The sequence below is a fragment of the Clostridium frigoris genome (assembly GCF_018861865.1).
GTDB lineage: Bacteria > Bacillota > Clostridia > Clostridiales > Clostridiaceae > Clostridium_AD > Clostridium_AD frigoris.
This window is the reverse complement of the sequence record NZ_JAHLDV010000010.1, coordinates 80,138-101,539: the sequence shown is the minus strand read 5'-3', so window position 1 is coordinate 101,539 and position 21,402 is coordinate 80,138. Positions and strand designations below refer to the sequence as shown.

The 21,402-nt window shown below is 29.2% G+C and carries 22 protein-coding genes, 2 tRNA genes and 2 rRNA genes; 20 read left to right on the top strand and 6 right to left on the bottom strand.

The window, feature by feature from the left end; genetic code table 11:
* From KPL37_RS07350 to KPL37_RS07330, 5 genes are all read left to right on the top strand, one after another.
* Positions 1 to 231, top strand: a 23S ribosomal RNA gene (locus KPL37_RS07350); the annotation flags it as partial.
* A 124-nt stretch (positions 232 to 355) separates the two neighbouring features.
* A 5S ribosomal RNA gene (gene rrf, locus KPL37_RS07345) occupies positions 356 to 472 on the top strand.
* A gap of 5 nt (positions 473 to 477) precedes the next feature.
* Positions 478 to 553: transfer RNA gene (locus KPL37_RS07340), tRNA-Phe, on the top strand.
* Positions 554 to 559: 6 nt separating this feature from the next.
* Positions 560 to 634, top strand: a tRNA-Cys gene (locus KPL37_RS07335).
* 340 nt (positions 635 to 974) lie between these two features.
* Complete coding sequence (locus tag KPL37_RS07330) at positions 975 to 1,469, top strand: hypothetical protein (RefSeq protein WP_216147286.1); 495 nt, start codon at positions 975 to 977, stop codon at positions 1,467 to 1,469.
* 88 nt (positions 1,470 to 1,557) lie between these two features.
* Here the strand turns inward: KPL37_RS07330 and KPL37_RS07325 are convergent, their stop codons facing one another.
* The gene (locus KPL37_RS07325) at positions 1,558 to 2,682 is read right to left on the bottom strand and encodes a zinc-binding metallopeptidase family protein (RefSeq protein ID WP_216147283.1); all 1,125 of its coding nucleotides are present in this window, start codon (positions 2,680 to 2,682) and stop codon (positions 1,558 to 1,560) included.
* A gap of 379 nt (positions 2,683 to 3,061) precedes the next feature.
* On the opposite strand from KPL37_RS07325, the gene KPL37_RS07320 reads away from it, so the two are divergent.
* From KPL37_RS07320 to KPL37_RS07280, 9 genes are all read left to right on the top strand, one after another.
* Entirely contained in the window at positions 3,062 to 3,274 is a 213-nt protein-coding gene (locus KPL37_RS07320) for a sigma factor G inhibitor Gin (RefSeq protein ID WP_216147280.1), read from the top strand.
* Positions 3,253 to 4,701: an aminotransferase class I/II-fold pyridoxal phosphate-dependent enzyme gene (locus KPL37_RS07315; protein WP_216147277.1), complete on the top strand. Its 1,449-nt coding sequence runs from the start codon at positions 3,253 to 3,255 to the stop codon at positions 4,699 to 4,701. The genes KPL37_RS07320 and KPL37_RS07315 overlap by 22 nt, the downstream gene beginning before the upstream one ends.
* 37 nt (positions 4,702 to 4,738) lie before the next feature.
* Positions 4,739 to 5,350 (top strand): dTMP kinase, encoded by a 612-nt coding sequence (tmk, locus tag KPL37_RS07310; RefSeq protein WP_216147274.1) that lies wholly within the window; start codon positions 4,739 to 4,741, stop codon positions 5,348 to 5,350.
* A 15-nt stretch (positions 5,351 to 5,365) separates the two neighbouring features.
* On the top strand, positions 5,366 to 5,695 hold the full coding sequence (locus KPL37_RS07305; protein WP_216147271.1) for a cyclic-di-AMP receptor: 330 nt from the start codon (positions 5,366 to 5,368) through the stop codon (positions 5,693 to 5,695).
* A gap of 57 nt (positions 5,696 to 5,752) precedes the next feature.
* Positions 5,753 to 6,697: a DNA polymerase III subunit delta' gene (locus KPL37_RS07300; RefSeq protein WP_216147267.1), complete on the top strand. Its 945-nt coding sequence runs from the start codon at positions 5,753 to 5,755 to the stop codon at positions 6,695 to 6,697.
* A gap of 177 nt (positions 6,698 to 6,874) precedes the next feature.
* A complete protein-coding gene (locus KPL37_RS07295; RefSeq protein WP_216147264.1) occupies positions 6,875 to 7,786 on the top strand; it encodes a PSP1 domain-containing protein in 912 nt (303 codons plus the stop codon).
* A 10-nt stretch (positions 7,787 to 7,796) separates the two neighbouring features.
* Positions 7,797 to 8,000 carry a heavy-metal-associated domain-containing protein gene (locus tag KPL37_RS07290; protein WP_216147261.1) on the top strand — a complete coding sequence of 68 codons (204 nt, stop codon included), beginning with the start codon at positions 7,797 to 7,799 and terminating at the stop codon, positions 7,998 to 8,000.
* Positions 8,001 to 8,139: 139 nt separating this feature from the next.
* Positions 8,140 to 8,400 (top strand): YkuS family protein, encoded by a 261-nt coding sequence (locus KPL37_RS07285; protein WP_216147257.1) that lies wholly within the window; start codon positions 8,140 to 8,142, stop codon positions 8,398 to 8,400.
* A 214-nt stretch (positions 8,401 to 8,614) separates the two neighbouring features.
* Entirely contained in the window at positions 8,615 to 9,226 is a 612-nt protein-coding gene (locus KPL37_RS07280) for a LysM peptidoglycan-binding domain-containing protein (RefSeq protein WP_216147254.1), read from the top strand.
* A gap of 102 nt (positions 9,227 to 9,328) precedes the next feature.
* Here KPL37_RS07280 and KPL37_RS07275 read toward each other — a convergent pair whose 3' ends face one another.
* On the bottom strand, positions 9,329 to 9,985 hold the full coding sequence (locus KPL37_RS07275) for a PIN domain-containing protein (protein ID WP_216147251.1): 657 nt from the start codon (positions 9,983 to 9,985) through the stop codon (positions 9,329 to 9,331).
* A 229-nt stretch (positions 9,986 to 10,214) separates the two neighbouring features.
* Between KPL37_RS07275 and KPL37_RS07270 the strand changes: the two genes are divergently transcribed.
* The 5 genes from KPL37_RS07270 to KPL37_RS07250 all read left to right on the top strand — a co-directional run bounded on the left by KPL37_RS07270 (position 10,215) and on the right by KPL37_RS07250 (position 15,196).
* Positions 10,215 to 10,958, top strand: a complete 744-nt coding sequence (locus tag KPL37_RS07270) for a tRNA1(Val) (adenine(37)-N6)-methyltransferase (RefSeq protein WP_216147248.1) — start codon at positions 10,215 to 10,217, stop codon at positions 10,956 to 10,958.
* Between the two features lie 46 nt (positions 10,959 to 11,004).
* Positions 11,005 to 11,847, top strand: coding sequence for a 16S rRNA (cytidine(1402)-2'-O)-methyltransferase (rsmI, locus tag KPL37_RS07265; protein ID WP_216147245.1), 843 nt, complete (start codon positions 11,005 to 11,007; stop codon positions 11,845 to 11,847).
* Between the two features lie 201 nt (positions 11,848 to 12,048).
* Positions 12,049 to 13,152, top strand: a complete 1,104-nt coding sequence (locus tag KPL37_RS07260; RefSeq protein ID WP_216147242.1) for a C40 family peptidase — start codon at positions 12,049 to 12,051, stop codon at positions 13,150 to 13,152.
* A gap of 675 nt (positions 13,153 to 13,827) precedes the next feature.
* Positions 13,828 to 14,826: an ornithine carbamoyltransferase gene (gene argF, locus KPL37_RS07255; RefSeq protein ID WP_246578163.1), complete on the top strand. Its 999-nt coding sequence runs from the start codon at positions 13,828 to 13,830 to the stop codon at positions 14,824 to 14,826.
* Between the two features lie 163 nt (positions 14,827 to 14,989).
* Entirely contained in the window at positions 14,990 to 15,196 is a 207-nt protein-coding gene (locus KPL37_RS07250) for a hypothetical protein (RefSeq protein WP_216147239.1), read from the top strand.
* A gap of 155 nt (positions 15,197 to 15,351) precedes the next feature.
* On the opposite strand, the gene ispF is transcribed toward KPL37_RS07250, so the two are convergent.
* The 3 genes from ispF to KPL37_RS07235 all read right to left on the bottom strand — a co-directional run bounded on the left by ispF (position 15,352) and on the right by KPL37_RS07235 (position 18,271).
* Positions 15,352 to 15,819, bottom strand: a complete 468-nt coding sequence (ispF, locus tag KPL37_RS07245; protein WP_281418636.1) for a 2-C-methyl-D-erythritol 2,4-cyclodiphosphate synthase — start codon at positions 15,817 to 15,819, stop codon at positions 15,352 to 15,354.
* Positions 15,820 to 16,853: 1,034 nt separating this feature from the next.
* On the bottom strand, positions 16,854 to 17,639 hold the full coding sequence (rluF, locus tag KPL37_RS07240; RefSeq protein ID WP_216147236.1) for a 23S rRNA pseudouridine(2604) synthase RluF: 786 nt from the start codon (positions 17,637 to 17,639) through the stop codon (positions 16,854 to 16,856).
* Positions 17,640 to 17,698: 59 nt separating this feature from the next.
* On the bottom strand, positions 17,699 to 18,271 hold the full coding sequence (locus KPL37_RS07235) for an anti-sigma-I factor RsgI family protein (protein WP_216147233.1): 573 nt from the start codon (positions 18,269 to 18,271) through the stop codon (positions 17,699 to 17,701).
* A gap of 237 nt (positions 18,272 to 18,508) precedes the next feature.
* On the opposite strand from KPL37_RS07235, the gene KPL37_RS07230 reads away from it, so the two are divergent.
* Positions 18,509 to 19,792: a GAF domain-containing sensor histidine kinase gene (locus KPL37_RS07230; protein WP_216147230.1), complete on the top strand. Its 1,284-nt coding sequence runs from the start codon at positions 18,509 to 18,511 to the stop codon at positions 19,790 to 19,792.
* Between the two features lie 80 nt (positions 19,793 to 19,872).
* On the opposite strand, the gene cls is transcribed toward KPL37_RS07230, so the two are convergent.
* Positions 19,873 to 21,327, bottom strand: a complete 1,455-nt coding sequence (gene cls / locus KPL37_RS07225) for a cardiolipin synthase (protein ID WP_216147227.1) — start codon at positions 21,325 to 21,327, stop codon at positions 19,873 to 19,875.
* Between the last annotated feature and the right edge of the window lie 75 nt (positions 21,328 to 21,402).

The window sequence follows — 21,402 nt, the reverse complement described above, 5'->3', positions numbered from 1 at the left end:
TCTGGTGCACCAGTTGTCACGCCAGTGGCATCGCTGGGTAGCTATGTTTGGAAGGGATAAACACTGAAAGCATCTAAGTGTGAAGCCCACCCTAAGATGAGATTTCCCATTGTCCACACGTAAGTGTGGTGCAAGTAAGACTCCTGGAAGACCACCAGGTTGATAGGTTAGAGGTGTAAGCATGGTAACATGTTCAGCTGACTAATACTAATAAGTCGAGGGCTTGACCAAGATAACATAAGTAACAATTAATATTAATATTGCGACTTACCTCTTTCGCAAGAAAGAGACAGGGCTTTGAGCGTTAGCGAAAAGACCAGCACTGTGCAATTTTCAGAGAATATTTATATTCTCATCTAGTGATTATGGCCTGAAGGTAACACCCGTTCCCATACCGAACACGAAGGTTAAGCTTCAATGCGCCGATGGTACTGCAGGGGTAACTTTGTGGAAGAGTAGGTTGTCGCTAGGTTACATGGCTAAATAGCTCAGTCGGTAGAGCAGAGGACTGAAAATCCTCGTGTCCCTGGTTCGATTCCGGGTTTAGCCACCAAGTTATGGCGCTATAGCCAAGCGGTAAGGTCAAGGTCTGCAAAACCTTTATTCCCCGGTTCAAATCCGGGTGGCGCCTCCAAAACACTTTGTATAATACAAAGTGTTTTTTTTATTTGTAACAATATATACGACATGATTGGTTCTTTCTACTAAGGATGCGTATCATATCTTATTAAACATAAAAAAATATAATATACATAATATTTAATGAAAGTTAGTAATTAAGAGTAATACCTAGAAATATATATGTTGATGCATATGAATCAATATAATTTGATCACATGCCTTTATACCATGTTATACAAACCATAGTTAACTTAGCAGAAGTAGATTATTATATGAAATGCTAGTATAATCACATATGTTGGGTAACAGACTGTATATGCCTGATTTTTTTAATAAATTTAGGGGGTCTGAGTTTGATGTATAAAGAAATGATTCAGAGAAAGAAGTTTCCAGCTGTGGTATCGCTATTTATTACATTAGTTGTATTTATATGCCTATCAGACTTATTGCCTAAAGTTAGTATAGGCAACATAAATGTTAAAACATTTGTAACTTTATTTTTTAATACGATAATGATAGCTCTTTGTTATATGGAGTTTTCAAAGTGTAAGGTTAAATATAAGTATTTAATTGTAGCAGATCAATTTATTATTCATAAAATAAAAGGTCAAGACGTTACAGTACGAGAAGATATTAAGTTAAAAGATATAGAGTACATTGGTAAGTATAGTAACTACAGTTCAGATATCCATATAAGTAGTAGTAAAAAGTATGTGTGTTCTACATTCATTGGAAGTAAATTTTGTTGTGTATATAAAGCAGGAAACAAGTTCAAAAAGTTTTATTTTGAACCTAGTGATGGCCTTATGAACAAAATCAAATTACTAAAAGAAAAGTCAGTATTTTAATAACGAATATAGCATACATAAAAAAGAAGTATAATTTGAAATTAATTATACTTCTTTTTTGTCGTGAAATATTTATAAAAAAAATATATTATTTTAATTCAATAGTAATTTCTTTTAATAAATCTTGTTTTTCAATAATATCAAGGCCTGTAATGGCAAGTGCGTTAGCTGCTTTTACAATATTATTTTTACAGAACTCGGTTTGTGTTTCTAAAGCAAAGGAAGGTGAGGGACAATTTATTAGGTTATTTTCTGTAATCGATATTGAAGGGTATATACACGGCGTTGTATGACTTATAGCACCAATGCCTAAGCCATAGGAACTATTTTTACAAGAATCAATATTAATAATGCCACATTCTTTTAAGTTGTGAGCAAGTAATCTTGATAAAGAAATATTAGTTAAAAGTTCCTCTGAAGGTAATTCGAATAGACTAATTTCTTCTGGCACACTCATTACTTGAGATAATGAATTAATGAGTTTTACAATTTTTTTCTGGAAAATTTCAGCTTCATTTAGGGTAGCAGCTTTAAGATAAAACTTGGCCTCAGATTGTAAAAAAGAATTATCACTAGGGGAGACATTAGTTATAGATATATTGTCAATAAAACAACTATTAGGTACTCCTTTTAGCAAACGATTTAATGAATTAAATATGAATAAATAGGAGTCTAAAGATGAAAAATTATTATTATCACTAATATATTTAAGCTTAATTGGAATAGTAGCCATAGATGTACCACTTTCTGCATTAGTTATATCACAATGAGGTGCAATGATAATATCCATATCTTCAAAACATTTTTCTTTTATTATAGTTAATTCTGATCCATTGGAATATTCACCAGGGCAACCTAGTATAACTACACTCCCACCACTTTTAGAAATCACTTTTGATAGACCTAATGCTGCTGCAACAGAAATACTAGCGTTTACGTTATTACCAAAAATATGACCTGCTTTTTCAGTGGAAGTATATTTACACATATAACATATTTTAGGATGACCAACTCCATATTGTGCATAAAAAGAAGTAGGAATATTACAGTAGTTTTCTTTCACATTAAAACCATTGGTTTTTAACATATTTATTATGTAAGCAGAACCTTTATATTCTTTATAACTTGATTCGGGATTATTATAAAGGTAGTTCGACAAATTGTATATATCATTTTTTATGCTATCTATATAACTTATAATTTCTTGTTTCATAGATTGTTCTCCTCTCAAAATCTTATGATTATTAATATGATTAGTATAACCGAAGTTATATAAATATATTGATAATAAAAAATAAAATTTTTAAGGCAATTCAAAATGTGTAACACTTAGTGACATAAAGTAGTCAAGTATATGGATATATTATTCAGTTTAACGAACCTAAAGCCACAGAGTAAATTAAAATGACTGGGTATAGCATAAAATGTAGATAAATATATTTTAAATTATTAGGTGGACAAAATAAGAAACTGTATCTAGTTGAATAAAATATATTATAGAGGCCATACTCTAGTTGGTTTTAACATCATTTAATAATGGTTTATATTATTGATAGAAAATGATTTAAGGTAGAGCGGTTAAGGGGGGAATTATGCTAAAAGAAAAGTGTATTATATGTAGAAAGCCTCTAAATGGTGGTATAATAATAAATGGAAGAGGGATTTGCAATAATTGCGAAGAAAGAATCATAGAAGCTAAGGCTAATACCGATTTCTATGAATATTACAAGAACTGTATAAGAAAGACTTTAGTACAGTTTATACCAAGAGGAGTGACTAAAGATTGTCAAGATTACCACTTTTAGATGGAGTGTTAACATATATAAAAGAAAAAAATGTTTCCTTTTGTATGCCAGGCCACAAAGGAGGTCTTGGTTTTTTAAAAACGATGAAAGGTAGAGAGCTTTATGAAAATTTTATTAAAGCGGATATTACTGAAGTTGATGGATTAGATAACCTTCATCATGCAGAAGGAATAATAAAAGAATCTCAACAATTATTGAGTAGCTATTATGGCAGTACAAAATCTTATTTTCTAGTTAATGGGAGTACTAGTGGGAATTTTACTATGATTTTTTCAGTATTTAATGAAGGTGATAAAATTATTGTAGAGAGAAATTGTCATAGATCCATATATAACGCAATAATTATGAGAAAATTAAAACCAGTATATATTAAAAATAAACTTAATTTAGAATATGATGTTCCTTTTCCTTTCGATAAGGAACATTTCCTTTGTTTAATTCGTGAAAACAAAGATGCCAAAGGAATAATCATTACATATCCCAACTATTATGGCATATGTCTTGATTTATCATATATTATTGCAACAGCTAAAAAATATAATATTAAGGTGCTGATAGACGCTGCTCATGGTGCACACTTTGGTGCTAATAAGTTATTACCTGAAAATCCTTTGAAGCTGGGAGCGAATATGGTAGTTATGAGTGCACATAAAACTCTACCTAGCCTAACGCAAACAGCTTTTTTACATGTAGGTCCGGATATAGCTATAAGTAAAGTAGATTTTTATGTAAGTGCATTTTTAAGTACAAGTCCTTCTTATATGTTTTTATGTTCTATGGATTATGCAAGGTTTTATATTGAGGAGTATGGTGAAAATGATTATGAAGAGTTAATTAAAATGTGTAAATTGAATAGAGTTAAAATTAATAAATTGGGTAAATTTCATATATTAGGTCAGGAAGATTTAGAGAATGTATCAGGAAATTCTACTAAAGATATTAATAAGTATACAATGGATTTAACTAGATATATATTAAATGTGCCTAAAGGTTATAGTGGTCATAAATTATTAGAATATTTAAGGCTAAGTAAAATACAAGCTGAGATGAGTGACAGTAGGAATGTAGTTTTAATATTTTCACCTTTTAATGACGAGCAAGATTTTGAAAAACTTTACCTAGCTCTTAAAGCGTGTGATATGGAGTCTCTAAAGGAGACGTATGTACATATAATAGATTATGATATACCGGCGCAAAGTATGTTCCCCTATGAAGTAATGGATAGTGATAAAACTATGGTAGAGTTAAAAAAGTCGCGAGGTGAAATATGTGCAGTGGCAATAGTTCCATATCCACCAGGGATACCAATTGTAATGCCTGGGGAAAGACTAGATGAGAATAATATAGCTTTGATATTATATTATTTGAAGTGTAATGTAACGGTGCTTGGAATTAATGATGGGAAAGTTGCAATAGTAAACAAATAACGGCTATGGTTATATACATATTGATGGAGGAGATTGAATGGAAAGAGGGCGCATGATAGTATTAGAAGGGCCAGATGGTTCAGGAAAAACCACGCAGATAGAGTTATTAGAAAAATATTTACAAGAATCTGGATATGAAGTAGTAAGAGTCAGAGAACCTGGAGGGACAGAAATTAGTGAAAAAATAAGAGAAATAATATTAGACAATGATAATTGTAACATGAGCTATATGTGTGAAGCACTTCTTTATGCCGCTTCTCGTGCACAATTAGTAAGTGAGGTTATAAAGCCGGCATTAGACAATGGTAAAATAGTCATATGTGATCGTTTTATTTATTCTTCAATGGTATATCAAGGTATTGGTCGAGGTCTTGGGATGGAGAAAATAAAGGGTATTAATGAGGTGGCACTAGATGGGCTTAAACCGGATATAACATTCATGATTACAATTCCTTATACTGAAGGGTTAAACAGAAAAAAGAAGCAAGGAAGCTTAGATCGTTTAGAAAATAGTGGGAATGAATTTCATAAAAAAGTTTTCGAAGGTTATATGGATATTTGTATAAAATATGATAAAATAGAAGTACTAGATGGTAATAGAAGTGTAAAAGAAATACAAAAGGATATAATTAAAATAATAAAATTATAGAAAGGGTGGGATTATATGAAATTAGTTATCGCAATTGTACAAGATGATGATGCCAATGATTTAATTGAGGCAATAACAGATAAGGGATTTAGGGTTACCAAACTTGCGACTACTGGGGGATTTCTAAAATCAGGAAATACAACATTACTAATAGGTGTTGAAAAAGAAAAGGTGGATGAAGTTTTAGCTATTATCGAAGAAGTATGTAAGGAAAGAAAGCAAATAATATCATCCCCATCACCTGTAGCTGGATCTACAGGAGTTTATATGCCATTTCCCATTGAAGTAGACGTAGGTGGGGCAAATGTATTCGTAGTTGATGTAGATAAGTATATAAAGGTATAACTAATTGGAAGCAAGTATATATAAATTTATACTTGCTTCTATGCATGGAGGACTAAAATGAGTTTTGAGGATATAATAGGACATAGTAATATAAAAAATCAAATAACTAAAGCTATACAGTTAGATAAATTATCACATGCTCATATTTTAGTTGGAGAAGATGGAATAGGCAAAAGTCTACTTGCAAAAAATATAGGGTTTATGATTTTAGGTAAAAATGAAGAAAGGCAGTACGTTGATTTAGTGGAATGGCAAATGGATAAAAATAAAAGCACAATAGGTGTTAGTTCTATAAGGATTTTAATTGAAGAGATTAATAAGAAACCTTTTGAAGGCGATAAGAAAGTTATTATTATTTACCATGCTCACAAAATGACGGTGCAAGCGCAAAATGCTTTTTTAAAAACGATTGAGGAACCCCCTAAAAATGTGACTATACTCTTATTATGTGAAAATCTTGAAGTAATATTAGATACAATAAAATCAAGATGTCAAATACATAAGCTAAAGAATTTGAATATAGATGAGATGAAAGAGTTTTTAAGTAAAAATTATTCTGATTTATCAATAGATACAATAAAAGTAATTTTAGCTTTTAGTGATGGAATACCAGGAAAGGCTGAAAAATTTATTAAAGACAACAATTTTAAGGATATAAGAGATATTACCTTGGAAATATTGCTTAAGTTAAATAATGCTAAAACTGAGGAACTACTTAAATATGAAAAGAAATTATCTAATCAAAAGGACAATTTTTACGAAATATTAACTGCATTTCTTTCGTATATTAGGGATACTATAATATATAAAGAAGTTGAAGAAGAAAATTTAATTATTAATATAGATAAACTATTAAATATAAAAGAGTTAGCGAACATATTTTCATTTAACAAATTAAATGGTATTATAAATATAATCAATGATACTAGAGAAAATTTAGATAGAAACGTTAACCCGGCGTTAGCGTTTGAAGTTATGTTACTTAAAATGCAGGAGGTTTAACGACATTTTAGAAGGAGAGTTTACTACTTATATAAGTGGGAGAATAACAATTGAGAATTGTTATCTAACCCAGAGATATACCTAGGGGATACCTACTTTAGCAAAAATAAAACTTCAATGGTAGTTAAATATCCTTTTGAAGTCGTTAATATTCAGCTGCGAAGGAGATGGTTTAACATGGTTACAGTAATAGGAGTACGATTTAAAAAAGCTGGTAAAATATATTATTTTAGTCCAAACGATATAGATATTAAGAAAGAAGATAGAGTTATTGTAGAAACTGTAAGAGGAATAGAATTTGGAGAATGTGTTATTGGAATAAAGGAGATAAAGGAAGATGATATAGTATCACCTCTTAAGTGTGTTATTAGAAAAGCTACAGATGAAGATGCTCAGAAGGATTTTGATAATAAAAGAAAAGAAAAGGAAGCATACGAAATATGCTTAGAGAAGATACATAAACACGAACTTGATATGAAACTTATAGATGTAGAGTATACTTTTGATAATAATAAAGTTATTTTTTACTTTACAGCGGATGGACGTGTTGATTTTAGGGAACTCGTAAAGGATTTAGCTGCAGTGTTTAGAACAAGAATAGAACTTAGGCAAATAGGGGTTAGGGACGAAGCAAAAATGGTTGGTGGTCTTGGACCATGTGGTAGACCTATGTGTTGTTCAACTTTTCTTGGTGAATTTGCACCAGTATCAATAAAAATGGCTAAAGAGCAAAATTTATCATTAAATCCTACAAAAATTTCAGGTATTTGCGGTAGGCTTATGTGTTGTTTAAATTATGAGCAGGAGACCTATGAAAAAATAAGAAAAACGTTGCCTACTCTAGGATCAGTAGTAGATACACCTTATGGTAGAGCCGAAGTTATTGGTAATAGTGTTGTAAAAGAATCAGTTAAAATCAAGATGAAACTTAATGGCAGTGATGAAGAAATTGTAGAGGTTAAAATTGAAGATTTAACATTAGTTTCTGGTAGATATGAAGATGCTGTAAATGATGAAGATATTAAATTAGAACTTTCTAAAAATGTAGAAGATTCATATATAATAAAGGAATTAATTAAAGATAACTAGGGGGGGAAAGATGAAGTCGGTTATAAAAGTATGCAATATGAATACTTCTAAAGATATTAGTAATATTAATTTAGCAATATCAAATAACCAAGGAGTAATTGCTTGCCAAATAAATAGTGAAAGTAAACAAATAGAAATAATATATGATGATTATTTTATTACCTTGGACAATTTAATTGAATCAATTGAAGAGGCTGGTTATGCGGTTATATAAAAAATCTGAGAGATAATTTTCTCAGCTTTTTTATTTTTTTTGATTGTTAAAATTAAAATATAAGTAAGTACATTTGAATATGCTTTTTTTTATTGGAGATAATAACTTAATAAAACAATTTCAAAGGGAGGCAAGAGATATGAAGAAAATAGCAGTGCAAGAGGGATTGAATCCAATTAAAGAGTATTTAAGCAATGAAGGTTATGCAGTCAAAGAATTTGATAATAGTAAGAAGAACGCAGGCCATTTTTTAGATAGGTATGATGCTGTTGTTGTTACAGGGGAAAATCAAGACATAATGGGAGAGGCTAAAACTATAACAACTACTCCAATTATCAATGCAACTGGTATGACAGGGGAAGAGGTTAGGGAGCAAATAGAGAAAAGTAATAGAAAATAATATATAAAGTTATAATTGATAAAGACTGTTAACCAATAGGGTTAACAGTCTTTATTTTTTAATATATTACATTTATAACAGATGAGTAATTCTTAAAATGATATTTCTAGCAATTATATAATAATAAGAGGTACAACATGTATGAGACATCTAAATTATGTCAATGATTATAAATATAGTTAATTAAAAAATAAATATTAAAGGGGTTTTAAATATGAGAATGAAAAAAGGAATAATTAGTATATCTACCGTTGTTGTATTAATTTTAGTAGTGTTTTTTGCAGTAAGATTTACAGGGTCACGAGACGTTGCTAGTGTGAAGTCGCCAGATGCGACTATAGTTCAAAATGACAATTCAACGTCTATAGGCAGTACCGATAAAACCACAAATGAAAATGTTTTAGAAACGAGTACTAATAAAATGGATGCAGCTTATATAAATGATAAAACTAATGTTGGAATCTATACTGTTAAAAAGAATGATACCGTGTTTAGTATTGCTAAAACGTATATGCCTAGTCAGGATAAAGTTAAAATCGTTGAATTTATTAAAAATAGAAATAGTATGACTGGATCTTATAAAATTGCAGAGGGCCAGAAGATAGTAATACCATATGAAAAAACAGCTGAGGCATCAAAGGCTGTAATTGCAGAAGGGAATACTACTGAATATATTGTTAAAAAACAGGATACATTAACTTCAATTGCTAAAAATAATATGCCCTCTTATAGTGTAAAGAAAGCGATTGGAATGCTAAAAGAAACAAATAAAATTGCAAACGAGAATGCAATAAAAGATGGCACGCATATTTATATTCCTAAATAATAAACACAAAGAAAGAAGCGTATTTTGAGATAATCAAATTTACGCTTCTTTTTTATAGTAATTTTAATTTATTAAATTAATTGCTTTAAGAAATGTTTTCTACTAAATTTTAAGTATTTTCATGTCACTGCTTTCAGCAAAAATAAAGTCACCATCCAAAGTTAGTAAAAAATCTATATTATTGTGCTCTGCAGTAGCTATGTGGAAAGCATCATTCACTGATAATAAACTCTCGCACATAAATTTTTTAACTAAGGATATACATTCTTCGGAAATACTAAGATACTTTATATTTATAATTTTTTCTAATTCTGAAAGTATTTCTACAGATTTACTGTAATAGATATTGAGTAAATTTCTTTTCATAGAATTTTTAGAGATATTATCAAAATACCTTTTATATGGAATATGAATAAGTCTGTCTTTTTTCTTTTCCTTTAATATTTTTGTATCATGGCGGCTGAAGCTATTTGTAATAGATCTAATATTATCCATCGAGTTATAAGGACTAGTATTATTTATTTTGCATTGAATGTCACTAATAAATAATTTATAAAGTATTTTATTCATAACCTCAGCTGTTATAATACTAGTAGTGTAAAAAACAGAACCTCCTTTTGAAAGTTGTTTTAAACATGATAAACAATCGCTATGCTTGATATCGTCATCATAAATTAAGCTGAGCAAGAAAGAGGCATCTAATAATACAGAGTTTTTATTGAAAACTACATTTTTAAATGGATATAATATTAATTGCATTTTTAACCTCATTAAAATCGATTATTCTATAATAACATGTATATTCAACAATGCTTACTAATAGTAGTTTAATAATTAATTACACGTTTATTAAATGAAAATATATATTTATTAATCATAAAAAAATAATAAAGTGTGTATTCTCTTGATTTAGCAATAAAAATTGAGGTATACTTCTTTTGTTGTGATGTATATAATAAATGCAAATTTTATAGAAAGGAGATACATAATGGAGTTTTTAAGAATGGATGAAACTTTAGATGATCTTCAATTAAAAGGTATTCACGTTATTCAAAAAAAACATGCTTTTAGGTTTGGGGTGGATGCAGTACTGCTTGCAAATTTTGCAAAAGTAAAAAAAAATGCTAAAGTTGTTGATTTGTGTACTGGTACAGGTATAATCCCTTTTATATTAGCAGGAAAAACAAACGCCAGCGATATAATTGGTGTGGAAATTCAAGAAGAGTTTGTTGATATGGCAAATAGATCAATAAGATACAATAATTTAGAAGATACAATTAAATTTATAAATGGAGACTTAAAAGATATAGAACTTATTAAAACTATTGATAAGGTAGATATTGTTACAGTTAATCCGCCATATAAACTTCAAAATTCGGGATTAATAAGTTTAAATGATAAGGAAGCTATAGCAAGACATGAAATTTGTTGTACATTAGAAGATGTAATTATTGCATGTAGAATTCTTCTAAATAATAATGGACGAATGTATATGGTGCATAGGCCGGATAGGTTAGCCGATATCTTGTGTACTATGAGAAAGCATAGGATTGAACCTAAACGTATAAGGATGGTGCACCCAAGTGTAAATAAGGCACCTAACATTGTCCTAATCGAAGGACAGAGAGATGGGGGGGCATTTTTAAAGTGGGATACGCCTCTTTATGTCCATACAGTAGATGGTGGTTATACACAGGAAATTAAAGATATGTATAATTCAGAGATGATTTAATATTAAAAAAAAATTAATGTAAATACTACAGCGAAGGGTGATAAGAATGTCAGGAAAATTATATTTAGTTCCAACTCCTATAGGAAATTTAAAGGATATCACGCTTAGAGCATTAGAAGTGCTTCAAAGTGTAGATATAATAGCAGCAGAAGATACAAGGCAAAGTTTAAAACTCTTAAATCATTTTAATATAAAAAAAATACTTATAAGCTACCATAAGTTTAATGAGTTAGGGAAAAGTGATGATATAATTAGACAAGTAAAAGATGGTAAAAATATTGCTATTATTAGTGATGCAGGAACACCTGGTATTTCAGATCCCGGAAGCGTAATAGTTTCAAAATGTATAGAGCAAAATATAGAATTTGTAGTGTTGCCTGGTGCTACTGCAATTACTACTGCACTTGTATATTCGGGTCTTGATACTACAAAATTTATTTTTAGGGGATTCTTACCTAGGGAAAATAAAGAAAGAAAGCCTATTATTGATGATCTAATAAATAGGAGTGAAACTTTAATTTTCTATGAGGCTCCGCATAGACTTTTAAGTACCTTAGAATTTTTATACGAGAATATTGGTAATAGAAAGATATCAATGTGTAGGGAACTTACTAAACTGTATGAAGAGATAATCAGGCTGACACTAGAACAAGCAATAGAATATTATAAACTGAATGCTCCAAGAGGTGAATATGTATTAGTGGTTGAAGGTAAGAGTAAGGAAGAGATAGATAAAGATGAAAGGGCTAAATGGGATTCATTAACTATAGAAGAGCATATACAAAAATATATGGATGACGGATTAAATAAAAAAGATGCAATGAAATTAGTTGCAAAGGATAGAAATATGGCTAAATCTGAAGTATATAAACATTCTTTAAAATTATGAACATATGATAGAATAAAATATGTAAAAAGATGTATAACAATAAACATATAATTGAATATTAAAATAGAATTTACAAAATAACCAATGTTTATTTTGAAGTTTCTAAGAAAATAGTGGTATAATGTAATCGTTGATTTAAAAGCGGTGATTAAAAAACGAGTAAATTGTAAAATGCATAATTTTACATATGGAGGGATTAAGTTGCGCAAAAGAATAATGTCATTGATAATAACAATTGGCTTTGTGGCTACAATAAGCATGCAGGTAATGGCAAATCCATTATCAGATAAACTTAGTAATCAAAAAAGTCAGTTAGAAAGTCAAAAAAACGCATACAAGAAAGCTCAAAGTAATAATGAAAGCATAGAAGTATCTATTGAAAAATTAGATTCAGACATAGAAAAGATGTATGCACAAGTTGACAAAACAAAGGTTAAAGTAGGGGAAACAGAGAAACAAATAGTGAAGACAACAAAGGATATACAAGTTGCACAGGATAATATTAAAAAAGAACAAGATTTATATGATCTTAGAATGCGAAGCATGTATATGAATGGTGTTGATAATTACGTGGAAGTTTTATTAGACTCTGAGGGAATAGAAGATTTTATTTCAAGGGCTGAAACTGTTAAGACGATAGTTCAGTATGATAATAAGATTGTTGCAGAGTTAACAGCTAAAAAGAGTGAAGTTGAAAACCAAAAGGTAGCACTTGAAACTGAGAAAACAAAGATATTGTTGTTAAAGGCTGATAATGAAGCAAAACTCGCAAAGCTTAAAGATACTAAGAAAGATCAAAGTGTATTAGTTTTGGAAGCTGCAAAACAAGAAAAATCTTATTCTGGCAATGTTAATAATGGACAGGCTACTGTAGATGCGACTATGAAGCAAATACAACAAATGAAAGATAGTGTTCCTAAGTATACCGCATCTAGAGGAGGATCATCGTCACTTAGTTCAAATGCCGTAGTTGCATATGCAAGTAATTTTTTAGGGACTCCATATGTTTGGGGTGCTAGTGGTCCTCAGTTTTTCGATTGCTCTGGATTTATGCAGTATGTATATGCCCATTTTGGGGTTTCAATAAGTAGAACTACTTTTACTCAAATAAATGAAGGCACATACGTTGCTAGAGAAAATTTACAACCAGGAGATTTAATTTTCTTTGGTACACAGTCTAATCCACATCATGTAGGAATGTATGTAGGTAATAACTCATATATTCATGCACCTCGTACTGGGGATGTAATTAAAATATCAGCACTTACAAGAGGCGATTACCTTACTGCGAGAAGAGTTAAGTAAAGCTTTATTTAGACAGGCTATTTAAATAGCTTGTCTTTTTATTCGTAATAAAATGTGATAAAGATTTAAAATAAGGGACCTTAGCATATTAAATAAATATGTTTTAAAAAACAAGTAATCGTAGTATTCTAAATTGAATTTGGTTAAAAATTTATTAAAATAATATATAAAGCAAATAGCAGAAAAAGATAAATATTGAATAATAAAGAAGAAGTTAAACTATTTATTTCACATAAAAACTAATAGATTATGAACAGATATTAGTAGATAATGTGGATAAAAATATGTCGGAATTACTTTTAATATGTATAAGCGCTCAAATAAGGCTTTCGCATATACATATAATTGTCCACAGCTTCTGTTGATTAAATGTTAAAAACTGTGGATAACTTATCCTAAATATTTAAAATATAGCTATTTGCAATATTATCTTTAAAATAAATCATATAGTATAATGAAAATCTTGTAATAAAATGGGGTATAATGTTTTTATGGCTAAAGTTAATAGTATATATGTAATTTTATATAGTAAAGATTTAGTGTAAATATAAAAATATATTGAAATTTTCGCAATAGTAGTACATTATAATGATAAACAACTTTTATGGATCACTTAAAAATATTTTATCTGTGATTAGTAAAAATTAGACGTAAAGATAAGAGAGGGGAATTATTATGTTTAACTTAAGGAACAGAAACTTTTTAACACTTATGGATTTTTCACCAAAAGAGATTTATTATTTTCTTGAATTGGCTAGAGATTTAAAGAGGGCTAAATATGCAGGCACAGAAAGGCAAACATTAAAGGGGAAGAACATAGTATTATTATTTGAGAAAGACTCAACTAGAACGAGATGTTCATTTGAGGTTGGAGCACTTGATCAAGGAGCACACGTTACATATCTTGGACCTACAGGGAGCCAAATGGGTAAAAAGGAGTCAATTGCAGATACTGCAAGGGTTCTAGGCAGAATGTATGATGGTATTGAATATAGAGGGTATGGCCAAGACGTAGTAGAGGAACTAGCAAAATATGCAGGAGTGCCAGTATGGAATGGGTTAACTACCGAGGACCATCCTACTCAAATTCTTGCTGACTTTTTAACCGTTCAAGAACATTTTTCGAAACCATTAAATGAAATTAAGTTTGTCTATGCAGGGGATGGAAGAAATAATATGGCAAATGCTCTTATGATAGGAGCCGCTAAGATGGGAATGGACTTTAGAATAATTGCACCAAATTCATTATTCCCTGAAGAAGCATTAGTTAGTAAATGTAGAGAAGTAGCCAAGGATACAGGAGCAAGCATCACAATTACAGACGACGTAGCAAAAGGAGTAAAGGATGCAGACGTTATATATACTGATGTTTGGGTGTCGATGGGAGAGGCAGATGAGGTTTGGGCTCAGAGAATTAATCTGTTAAAACCATATCAAGTTAATAAAGAAATGATGAATTTAACCGGAAACAAAAATACTAAGTTTATGCATTGTTTGCCAGCATTCCATAATTTGAAAACTAAAGTTGGTAGAGATATATATGAAAAATTTGGAATGAATGGTGTAGAGGTTACAGATGAAGTATTTGAAAGTCCTGCTTCAATAGTATTTGATGAGGCGGAAAACAGAATGCATACTATAAAAGCAATTATGGTGGCAACACTTGGAGAGTAATATATTCGTGTAATATTATATGGTAATATAATGGAATGAACAATGTATCTATAGTAAAAACTATATAGTAAAAATTATATAAAATAAATAAAATATTTAGCATAAATGTTAATATATTATAATATTTATCTATAGTTGATAAATATTAAGGGGGTAGATGTTTATGCTAAATAGTATACCAAAATTTATTTATGACCTATGTGGGGAAAAAGTGGAGGTTATGGATTATTCAAAGGTTTTTTTTGAAAACAAGAATGAAGAGGGTTATGTGCTTCATTTAGAACAACATGATAGGGTTACATCTATAAATGAGTTTGAATTAGAAAAAAAAGAAGATAAGTATTATTGTACGAGAAAATTGTTTAAATAATTAAATTTTTATAACATATATTTAATGGTATTGCAAAAGGGCGATAACGTTTATAATTGGTTTAACACATATATATCGATGAAAGATAATAAAAATAAGTGCGATTCTCATATAAGAATCGTCCTTATTTTTATTTAACACAAAATCATAAAGAACTATTTTAAAAGACATATAGCATTAGCTGATATTCCTGCGCATTGACCAGTGAAACCAAGGCCCTCTTCAGTGGTAGCTTTAATATTAACTTTATCTATAGGCAAATCAAGGGCAGTTGCAATATTTTTTACCATGTAGAGTATATGAGGTGCCATTTTAGGTTCTTGTGCTATTATTGTAGCGTCAATATTTTCAATTATATAATTCTTGTCTTTTATTAAGTTACACACATATTTAAGCAAAGAAATACTCGATATACCTTTATATTTAGTATCAGTGTCAGGAAAATGTTTTCCAATGTCACCAAGTGCAGCAGCACCTAGGAGTGCATCCATGATTGCATGAATTAGAACGTCTGCATCTGAATGACCAAGTAAACCAGTCTCGTGAGGTATCATCACTCCACCGAGGATTAATTTTCTACCCTTAACTAATCTATGAACATCATATCCCATTCCTATTCTCAAGTGAATTACCTCTTTTCAATTTAATTTATAAAGATTCCAAACATGTGTCATATATTTGAATTGAATATATACTTATGTGCCTAATATACCATTTCACGAGCTGGTAATCAAGAAATTTTATTAGGTGAATATATTAACTTATAATAACTTAAATCTAGTAAATATGGGTGATATTATAGAGAAAAAGTTATTAACATGTTATCAACAAAACTGTGGATAATGTGCATAACTTAATAATTAAATTCTTGATTATTTTATTTAATACACAAATATTTACATATTATGTTCCTATATATACATAATAACGACAAATAACTAATCATTAACATCGACTCCACAAGTTATGCACAGAAAGACTGTGGATAATGTGTATAACTATTAAATGGTTGATAAATTTTAACATATAATTACATATATTTAAATCGATTGTGGATTAGTAAAACTTAATGTGTACAATCTGTGAGTCTAACTAAAAAAAATAAGAAATTCAAAATAATTTTCAAAACAGTAGGAAATAATGTAAATTAAATATAATATCATAATAAGAAGAGTTTATAATTAAATTGGTATAATATATAAAATACAAGAGAAAATGTATTGTTGAGTTATATGGTAAAACGTGGCTATAACTAAAATACAATGAATACAATATAAATGTAGATAAGATTATACTTGTTAAATAAGGACTAGAAGCTTGAAATATGAAAATGATTACATAGCAGTCTATAATGCAATTACGATCATAAAAGCAGTAAATGGCAAGTGTTAGCAATTTGAGCTAAAGTTAAGTGATTTTATATGAAGTTAAGGAAAATAAACAAGTAATTATTTACAATTTTAAAGCATAATTTCAAACGAATTTATAACATAAATATAATAGTTATTATTAACTAAGAGTAACAAGTTATCCACAAATTCTGTGTGCATAATGTTGATAACTTTTGAATGAAGCAAAAAACACACAAATTTGTGTGTTTTTCAAGGGATTTTTAACATTAGAGATATTAAGTTAATAAAAAAACAGATGGTGTTATTTATTTAGAAGCACTTTCGGTTTTTATGGAGTCTAAAATTAGATTGTTAATACCCATTAGTTCAGTTTTAGATAGATATCTCCATCTTCCAATAGGTAAATTATCTATAGAAACATTCATAATTCTGAGTCTCTCAAGTCGCATAACCGAGTATCCTAAATACTCACACATTCTTCGTATTTGGCGGTTAAGTCCCTGCGTTAAAGTTATTTTGAAAACATATTTGCTTTCTTTTTTTATTAAACATTTTTTAGTGGTAGTTTTAAGTATAGGTATACCATTTCCCATGTTTTTTATAAAATCAGGAGAGATTGGTTTATCTACAGTTACAAGGTACTCCTTTTCATGACTATTACCTGAACGTAAAATTTTATTTACAATGTCACCATCGTTAGTTAAAAATATAAGACCTTGAGAAGCTTTATCAAGACGACCAATTGGAAAAATCCTTTTTGGATAATTTATAAAATCTATAATATTCCCATTAATTTTATGTTCTGTAGTACAGGTTATTCCAACAGGTTTATTGAAAGCTAAATAAATGTGATCTTCTTTATTTTTTAGGGGGTTACCATTTATTTTAATGTCATCCGCTTTAGAAACCTGAGTACCCATTTCAGGTATTTTTCCATTTACGGTGACTCTACCTTTATCAATTAGCTTATCTGCTTCGCGTCTAGAACAAAAACCTGTTTCACTTATAAATTTATTTAATCTAGTTTTTGAATCATTAGTCTCATAGTGCTGAATAATATTTTTTTCTTTTTCGCCATGTATAATTTTCATTTCACACCGTCCTTAGAAGTTATAAAGTAAATTTAAGATAAGTATTATGTAAAGACCATCTAATTGGTCATAGCTAGCCCATTATCATTTATTAGCACCTTGAAATTACGAGTTTCAGCATAATCTTTAAACTCAGTTAAGTTTATTGGATTTTTATTTATATTGCCAGAAATAAATATAGAAATTTTAAAACCATCATCTGCATGTGCTTTAGTTAAGTATTTTTGCTTAATAGATTCATCTAAAATCAAACGTAAGGACTGATTAAGCGATGTATTTTTGAGATTTAGAAGTTGTTTTATTTTATATCCACCAGAGCTAATTCCTTCAACATTTGTAACTTTATTTGAACCATTTAAATCCATTTTTAGAGAACAATTCATGTCTACGATAACGGAGTAATTATATCTATTATTCACATATAATTGCCTTATTAGAAGTAATATTAATAAAGAACAAGTAATTACTAAGATGTATTTCCAAGTAGTAATGGGTTTGAATTCTTTACCTATATATATTTCACCTATTACAGGTTCAACTGCATGTCTTTTGAGAGTTACAAACTCCTTATTTGTGGTAACGATATACACCTTATCTTTTTCAATATTAATTATTTTACCTGATTTTTGCATAGAGGCACCTCTTTCATATGATAATAAGTAGCTGTATTAAATGTTTAATAATACTTGACATAAAGAGATAAAATTGGTATTTTCATTATAGTTATGTATAAAATCAAGTCATAAATACATAAGTATTGTAACAGCAGGGTGCTAATAAATAATAAATAGAGGTATGTTATGATAAAAATATTGTCAAACAAATTTTACATATATATAGGAGTCATAATAATAACAAATATTATAATTATGCATATAGTAATAAAAATGTTAATGTCTAAAAAATCTAAGGAATTTGATAAGAAAATCATTTCAAATATTGATATATTTAAATCTACAACAAATATTAATGATATATTTAATAAGTTATTAAATAATTTATATAAAAATTTAGCTTACGATGTTGCTATAAGTATATTTAAAGATGATACTGACTTTAAAATTATGGCTTGTCATGGTGATGGAGTCGAACTAGAAACAAATAGCTACATTCAGGATGAGAAGTTTATTAATCTAATTAATAGAGTTACAAAGTCTGGCACGATGTTTTATATTCATGATTTAAGGAAAGTGGATTATACAAAATATAGTACCAAATTACAACTATTATTATATCACAAGAGAAGCCTATTAATGATTCCAATAATTTATAAAGATGAAATATATGGAACTGTAATAATGCTTAATTATAAGAAGGCAGCATACAATGAAATTTATAGAGGTAATGCTTATTCAATAGTTAGTCAAGTAGCCGTAGCTATAGAAAATGCTAAGCTTTTTAAAAAGCTAAAAGATATAGATAAGACGAAAACAGATTTTTTATCTACAGTTTCTCATGAACTTAGAACACCATTAACATCAATAATTGGGTTTACAGAAATGGTTAAGCGAAAATTTGAAGGATCTATAGTATCCGAATTAGATCTTTCAATTGAAAAAAACCAAAGTGCAGTAGTCAAAATAAAGAGAAATGTAAATATAATATTATCAGAAGGAGAGAGATTATCTAGTCTTATAAATGATTTATTAGATATATCAAGGATGGAAGCAGGAAAAGTTTTATTAAATGTGAGGGAAACTGATATAGAAGAAATTATAACACAAGTAATAACATTAACGAATCCCATTATAAGGGGTAAATCTCTTCAGGTTATACAAAGTATAAGTGAAACACTTCCTAAAATTATGGCAGATAAAGATAAATTAATGCAAGTAATAATAAATCTTATTTCTAATGCTATAAAATTCACGGAAAAAGGATGTATAGTATGCAGTGCAAGAGTAGTTGCGGCGAATATAATAGTAAGTATTAGTGACACAGGAGTAGGTGTTAGGGAGGCAGATAAAAAGTATATATTTGAAAAGTTTAGTCAAGTGGGTGATACGCTTACATCCAAACCTAGGGGCACAGGACTTGGATTATCCATATGCAAGTATATTATCGAAGAACATGGTGGAGAGATATGGGTTGAAAGTGAAATAGGAAAAGGAACTGATTTTTCATTTAGTATACCTATAATTAAAACTAATTGATTAATATTATAAAACATAATTAGTATGTGTAAATAATGGAATGGCCCTACAAACATTCAAAAGTTTGTGGGGCCATTCCATTATAGTATGGGAGAAAGCAATCTAGAAATGGATTCCTTGAATTTAACAATAAAACTTCTATTGGTGTATTTTTTTAGTGTTAGTTCATCACAAGATTTCAAATCATCAATAAAAAAGTGATCTAAGTCAGAAGTTATTTCTTTATCATAAATAAAAGCATTAATTTCGAAGTTTAAAGTGAAGCTTCGAATATCTAGATTTGCTGTGCCTACAGAACTTATAGACTGATCAATAGATAGAAATTTACTATGAAGAAAGCCCTTGGTATAGGTATAACATTTGACACCAGAATCGAGAAGATCCCCCATATAAGATGTAGAAGCCCAATATACAAAGGGATGATCTGGTTTACTCGGTATAATTATACGAACATCTACGCCAGACAAGGAGGCTATTCTTAGAGCTTCAAGGATACTGTCATCTGGAATAAAGTAAGGAGTTTCTATATAGATGTTTTTTTCAGCTTTACTTATCATTTTTAAATAGCCATTTTTAATAGAATTCCAAGTTGAATCAGGACCACTTGAAACTATCTGAAGACCTGTTTTACCAATGTGGGTTCTATGAGGAAAATATTTGTCATCAAAAACGGAGTTCTCTTTTGAAGCAAACCTCCAGTCCATTAGGAAGTGCAATTGAAGTGCATCAAGTGCATCTCCTTGTATGAATAAATGTGTATCTCGCCAGAATCCAAATTTTTTAGAAAGTCCTAAATATTCGTCACCAATATTAAAACCACCGATATAGCCATACTTACCATCAATAGTGCATATTTTACGATGGTTTCTAAAATTTACACGAAGATTTATATATGGAAGAAAAGGTGGGAAAAAACATGAAACTTTTCCACCAGACTTTATTAAAGGAGCAAAAAATTTCTTATGCACTTTAAGGCAGCCCATTCCATCATAGAGTAATTTTACCTCTACTCCTTCCTTAGCTTTCCTACACAAAATTTCTAGAATTGATCCTCCTAAATTATCATTTTGAAATATATAATACTCCATATGAATAAATATTTTTGCATCTTCTAGATTTTTTTTAAGCTGATCAAATTTTGATTTACCATCAGTAAATATAGTTACATTATTATTATTTGTGTAGAAAGAATTATCACTACATAGATTGAGTTTCATTACATCAGAATATTTACTTAAAAAAGGATTAGTTTTAATTAGAGTATCGTTACTCAAAAACTCTGTTTGTTTATTGATAATTGATGCGAGATTTTCCTTTTCTTCTTTCTTTAGTGAAAATAATTTCTTTTTTTTTAAGTTTTGACCCAGAAATAAGTATAGAATAAACCCTATGCTAGGTAAAAATAGTAATACCATAAGCCAAGTCCAAGTGCTTGCAGGGTTTTTTCGCTCAAGAAATACAACTGCAAAAGCGAAAAGGATATTAATAATAAATAATAAATTTAAAAAATGTAATAATAGTTCGCTTGTAAACATATAAACCTCCAGAAATTCATTTTATCTTACCAATTGTCGTATAGTGATAGTATACATATAAATGAGTAAAAAGAA

Excerpts from the sequence above, each read along its gene's own strand:
- KPL37_RS07325 (WP_216147283.1), bottom strand. The coding sequence starts at position 2,682 with ATGAAACAAGAAATTATAAGTTATATAGATAGCATAAAAAATGATATA.
- KPL37_RS07320 (WP_216147280.1), top strand. The coding sequence starts at position 3,062 with ATGCTAAAAGAAAAGTGTATTATATGTAGAAAGCCTCTAAATGGTGGT.
- tmk (WP_216147274.1), top strand. The coding sequence starts at position 4,739 with ATGGAAAGAGGGCGCATGATAGTATTAGAAGGGCCAGATGGTTCAGGA.
- KPL37_RS07305 (WP_216147271.1), top strand. The coding sequence starts at position 5,366 with ATGAAATTAGTTATCGCAATTGTACAAGATGATGATGCCAATGATTTA.
- KPL37_RS07300 (WP_216147267.1), top strand. The coding sequence starts at position 5,753 with ATGAGTTTTGAGGATATAATAGGACATAGTAATATAAAAAATCAAATA.
- KPL37_RS07295 (WP_216147264.1), top strand. The coding sequence starts at position 6,875 with ATGGTTACAGTAATAGGAGTACGATTTAAAAAAGCTGGTAAAATATAT.
- KPL37_RS07290 (WP_216147261.1), top strand. The coding sequence starts at position 7,797 with ATGAAGTCGGTTATAAAAGTATGCAATATGAATACTTCTAAAGATATT.
- KPL37_RS07285 (WP_216147257.1), top strand. The coding sequence starts at position 8,140 with ATGAAGAAAATAGCAGTGCAAGAGGGATTGAATCCAATTAAAGAGTAT.
- KPL37_RS07280 (WP_216147254.1), top strand. The coding sequence starts at position 8,615 with ATGAGAATGAAAAAAGGAATAATTAGTATATCTACCGTTGTTGTATTA.
- KPL37_RS07275 (WP_216147251.1), bottom strand. The coding sequence starts at position 9,985 with ATGCAATTAATATTATATCCATTTAAAAATGTAGTTTTCAATAAAAAC.
- KPL37_RS07270 (WP_216147248.1), top strand. The coding sequence starts at position 10,215 with ATGGAGTTTTTAAGAATGGATGAAACTTTAGATGATCTTCAATTAAAA.
- rsmI (WP_216147245.1), top strand. The coding sequence starts at position 11,005 with ATGTCAGGAAAATTATATTTAGTTCCAACTCCTATAGGAAATTTAAAG.
- argF (WP_246578163.1), top strand. The coding sequence starts at position 13,828 with ATGTTTAACTTAAGGAACAGAAACTTTTTAACACTTATGGATTTTTCA.
- KPL37_RS07250 (WP_216147239.1), top strand. The coding sequence starts at position 14,990 with ATGCTAAATAGTATACCAAAATTTATTTATGACCTATGTGGGGAAAAA.
- rluF (WP_216147236.1), bottom strand. The coding sequence starts at position 17,639 with ATGAAAATTATACATGGCGAAAAAGAAAAAAATATTATTCAGCACTAT.
- KPL37_RS07235 (WP_216147233.1), bottom strand. The coding sequence starts at position 18,271 with ATGCAAAAATCAGGTAAAATAATTAATATTGAAAAAGATAAGGTGTAT.
- KPL37_RS07230 (WP_216147230.1), top strand. The coding sequence starts at position 18,509 with ATGCATATAGTAATAAAAATGTTAATGTCTAAAAAATCTAAGGAATTT.
- cls (WP_216147227.1), bottom strand. The coding sequence starts at position 21,327 with ATGTTTACAAGCGAACTATTATTACATTTTTTAAATTTATTATTTATT.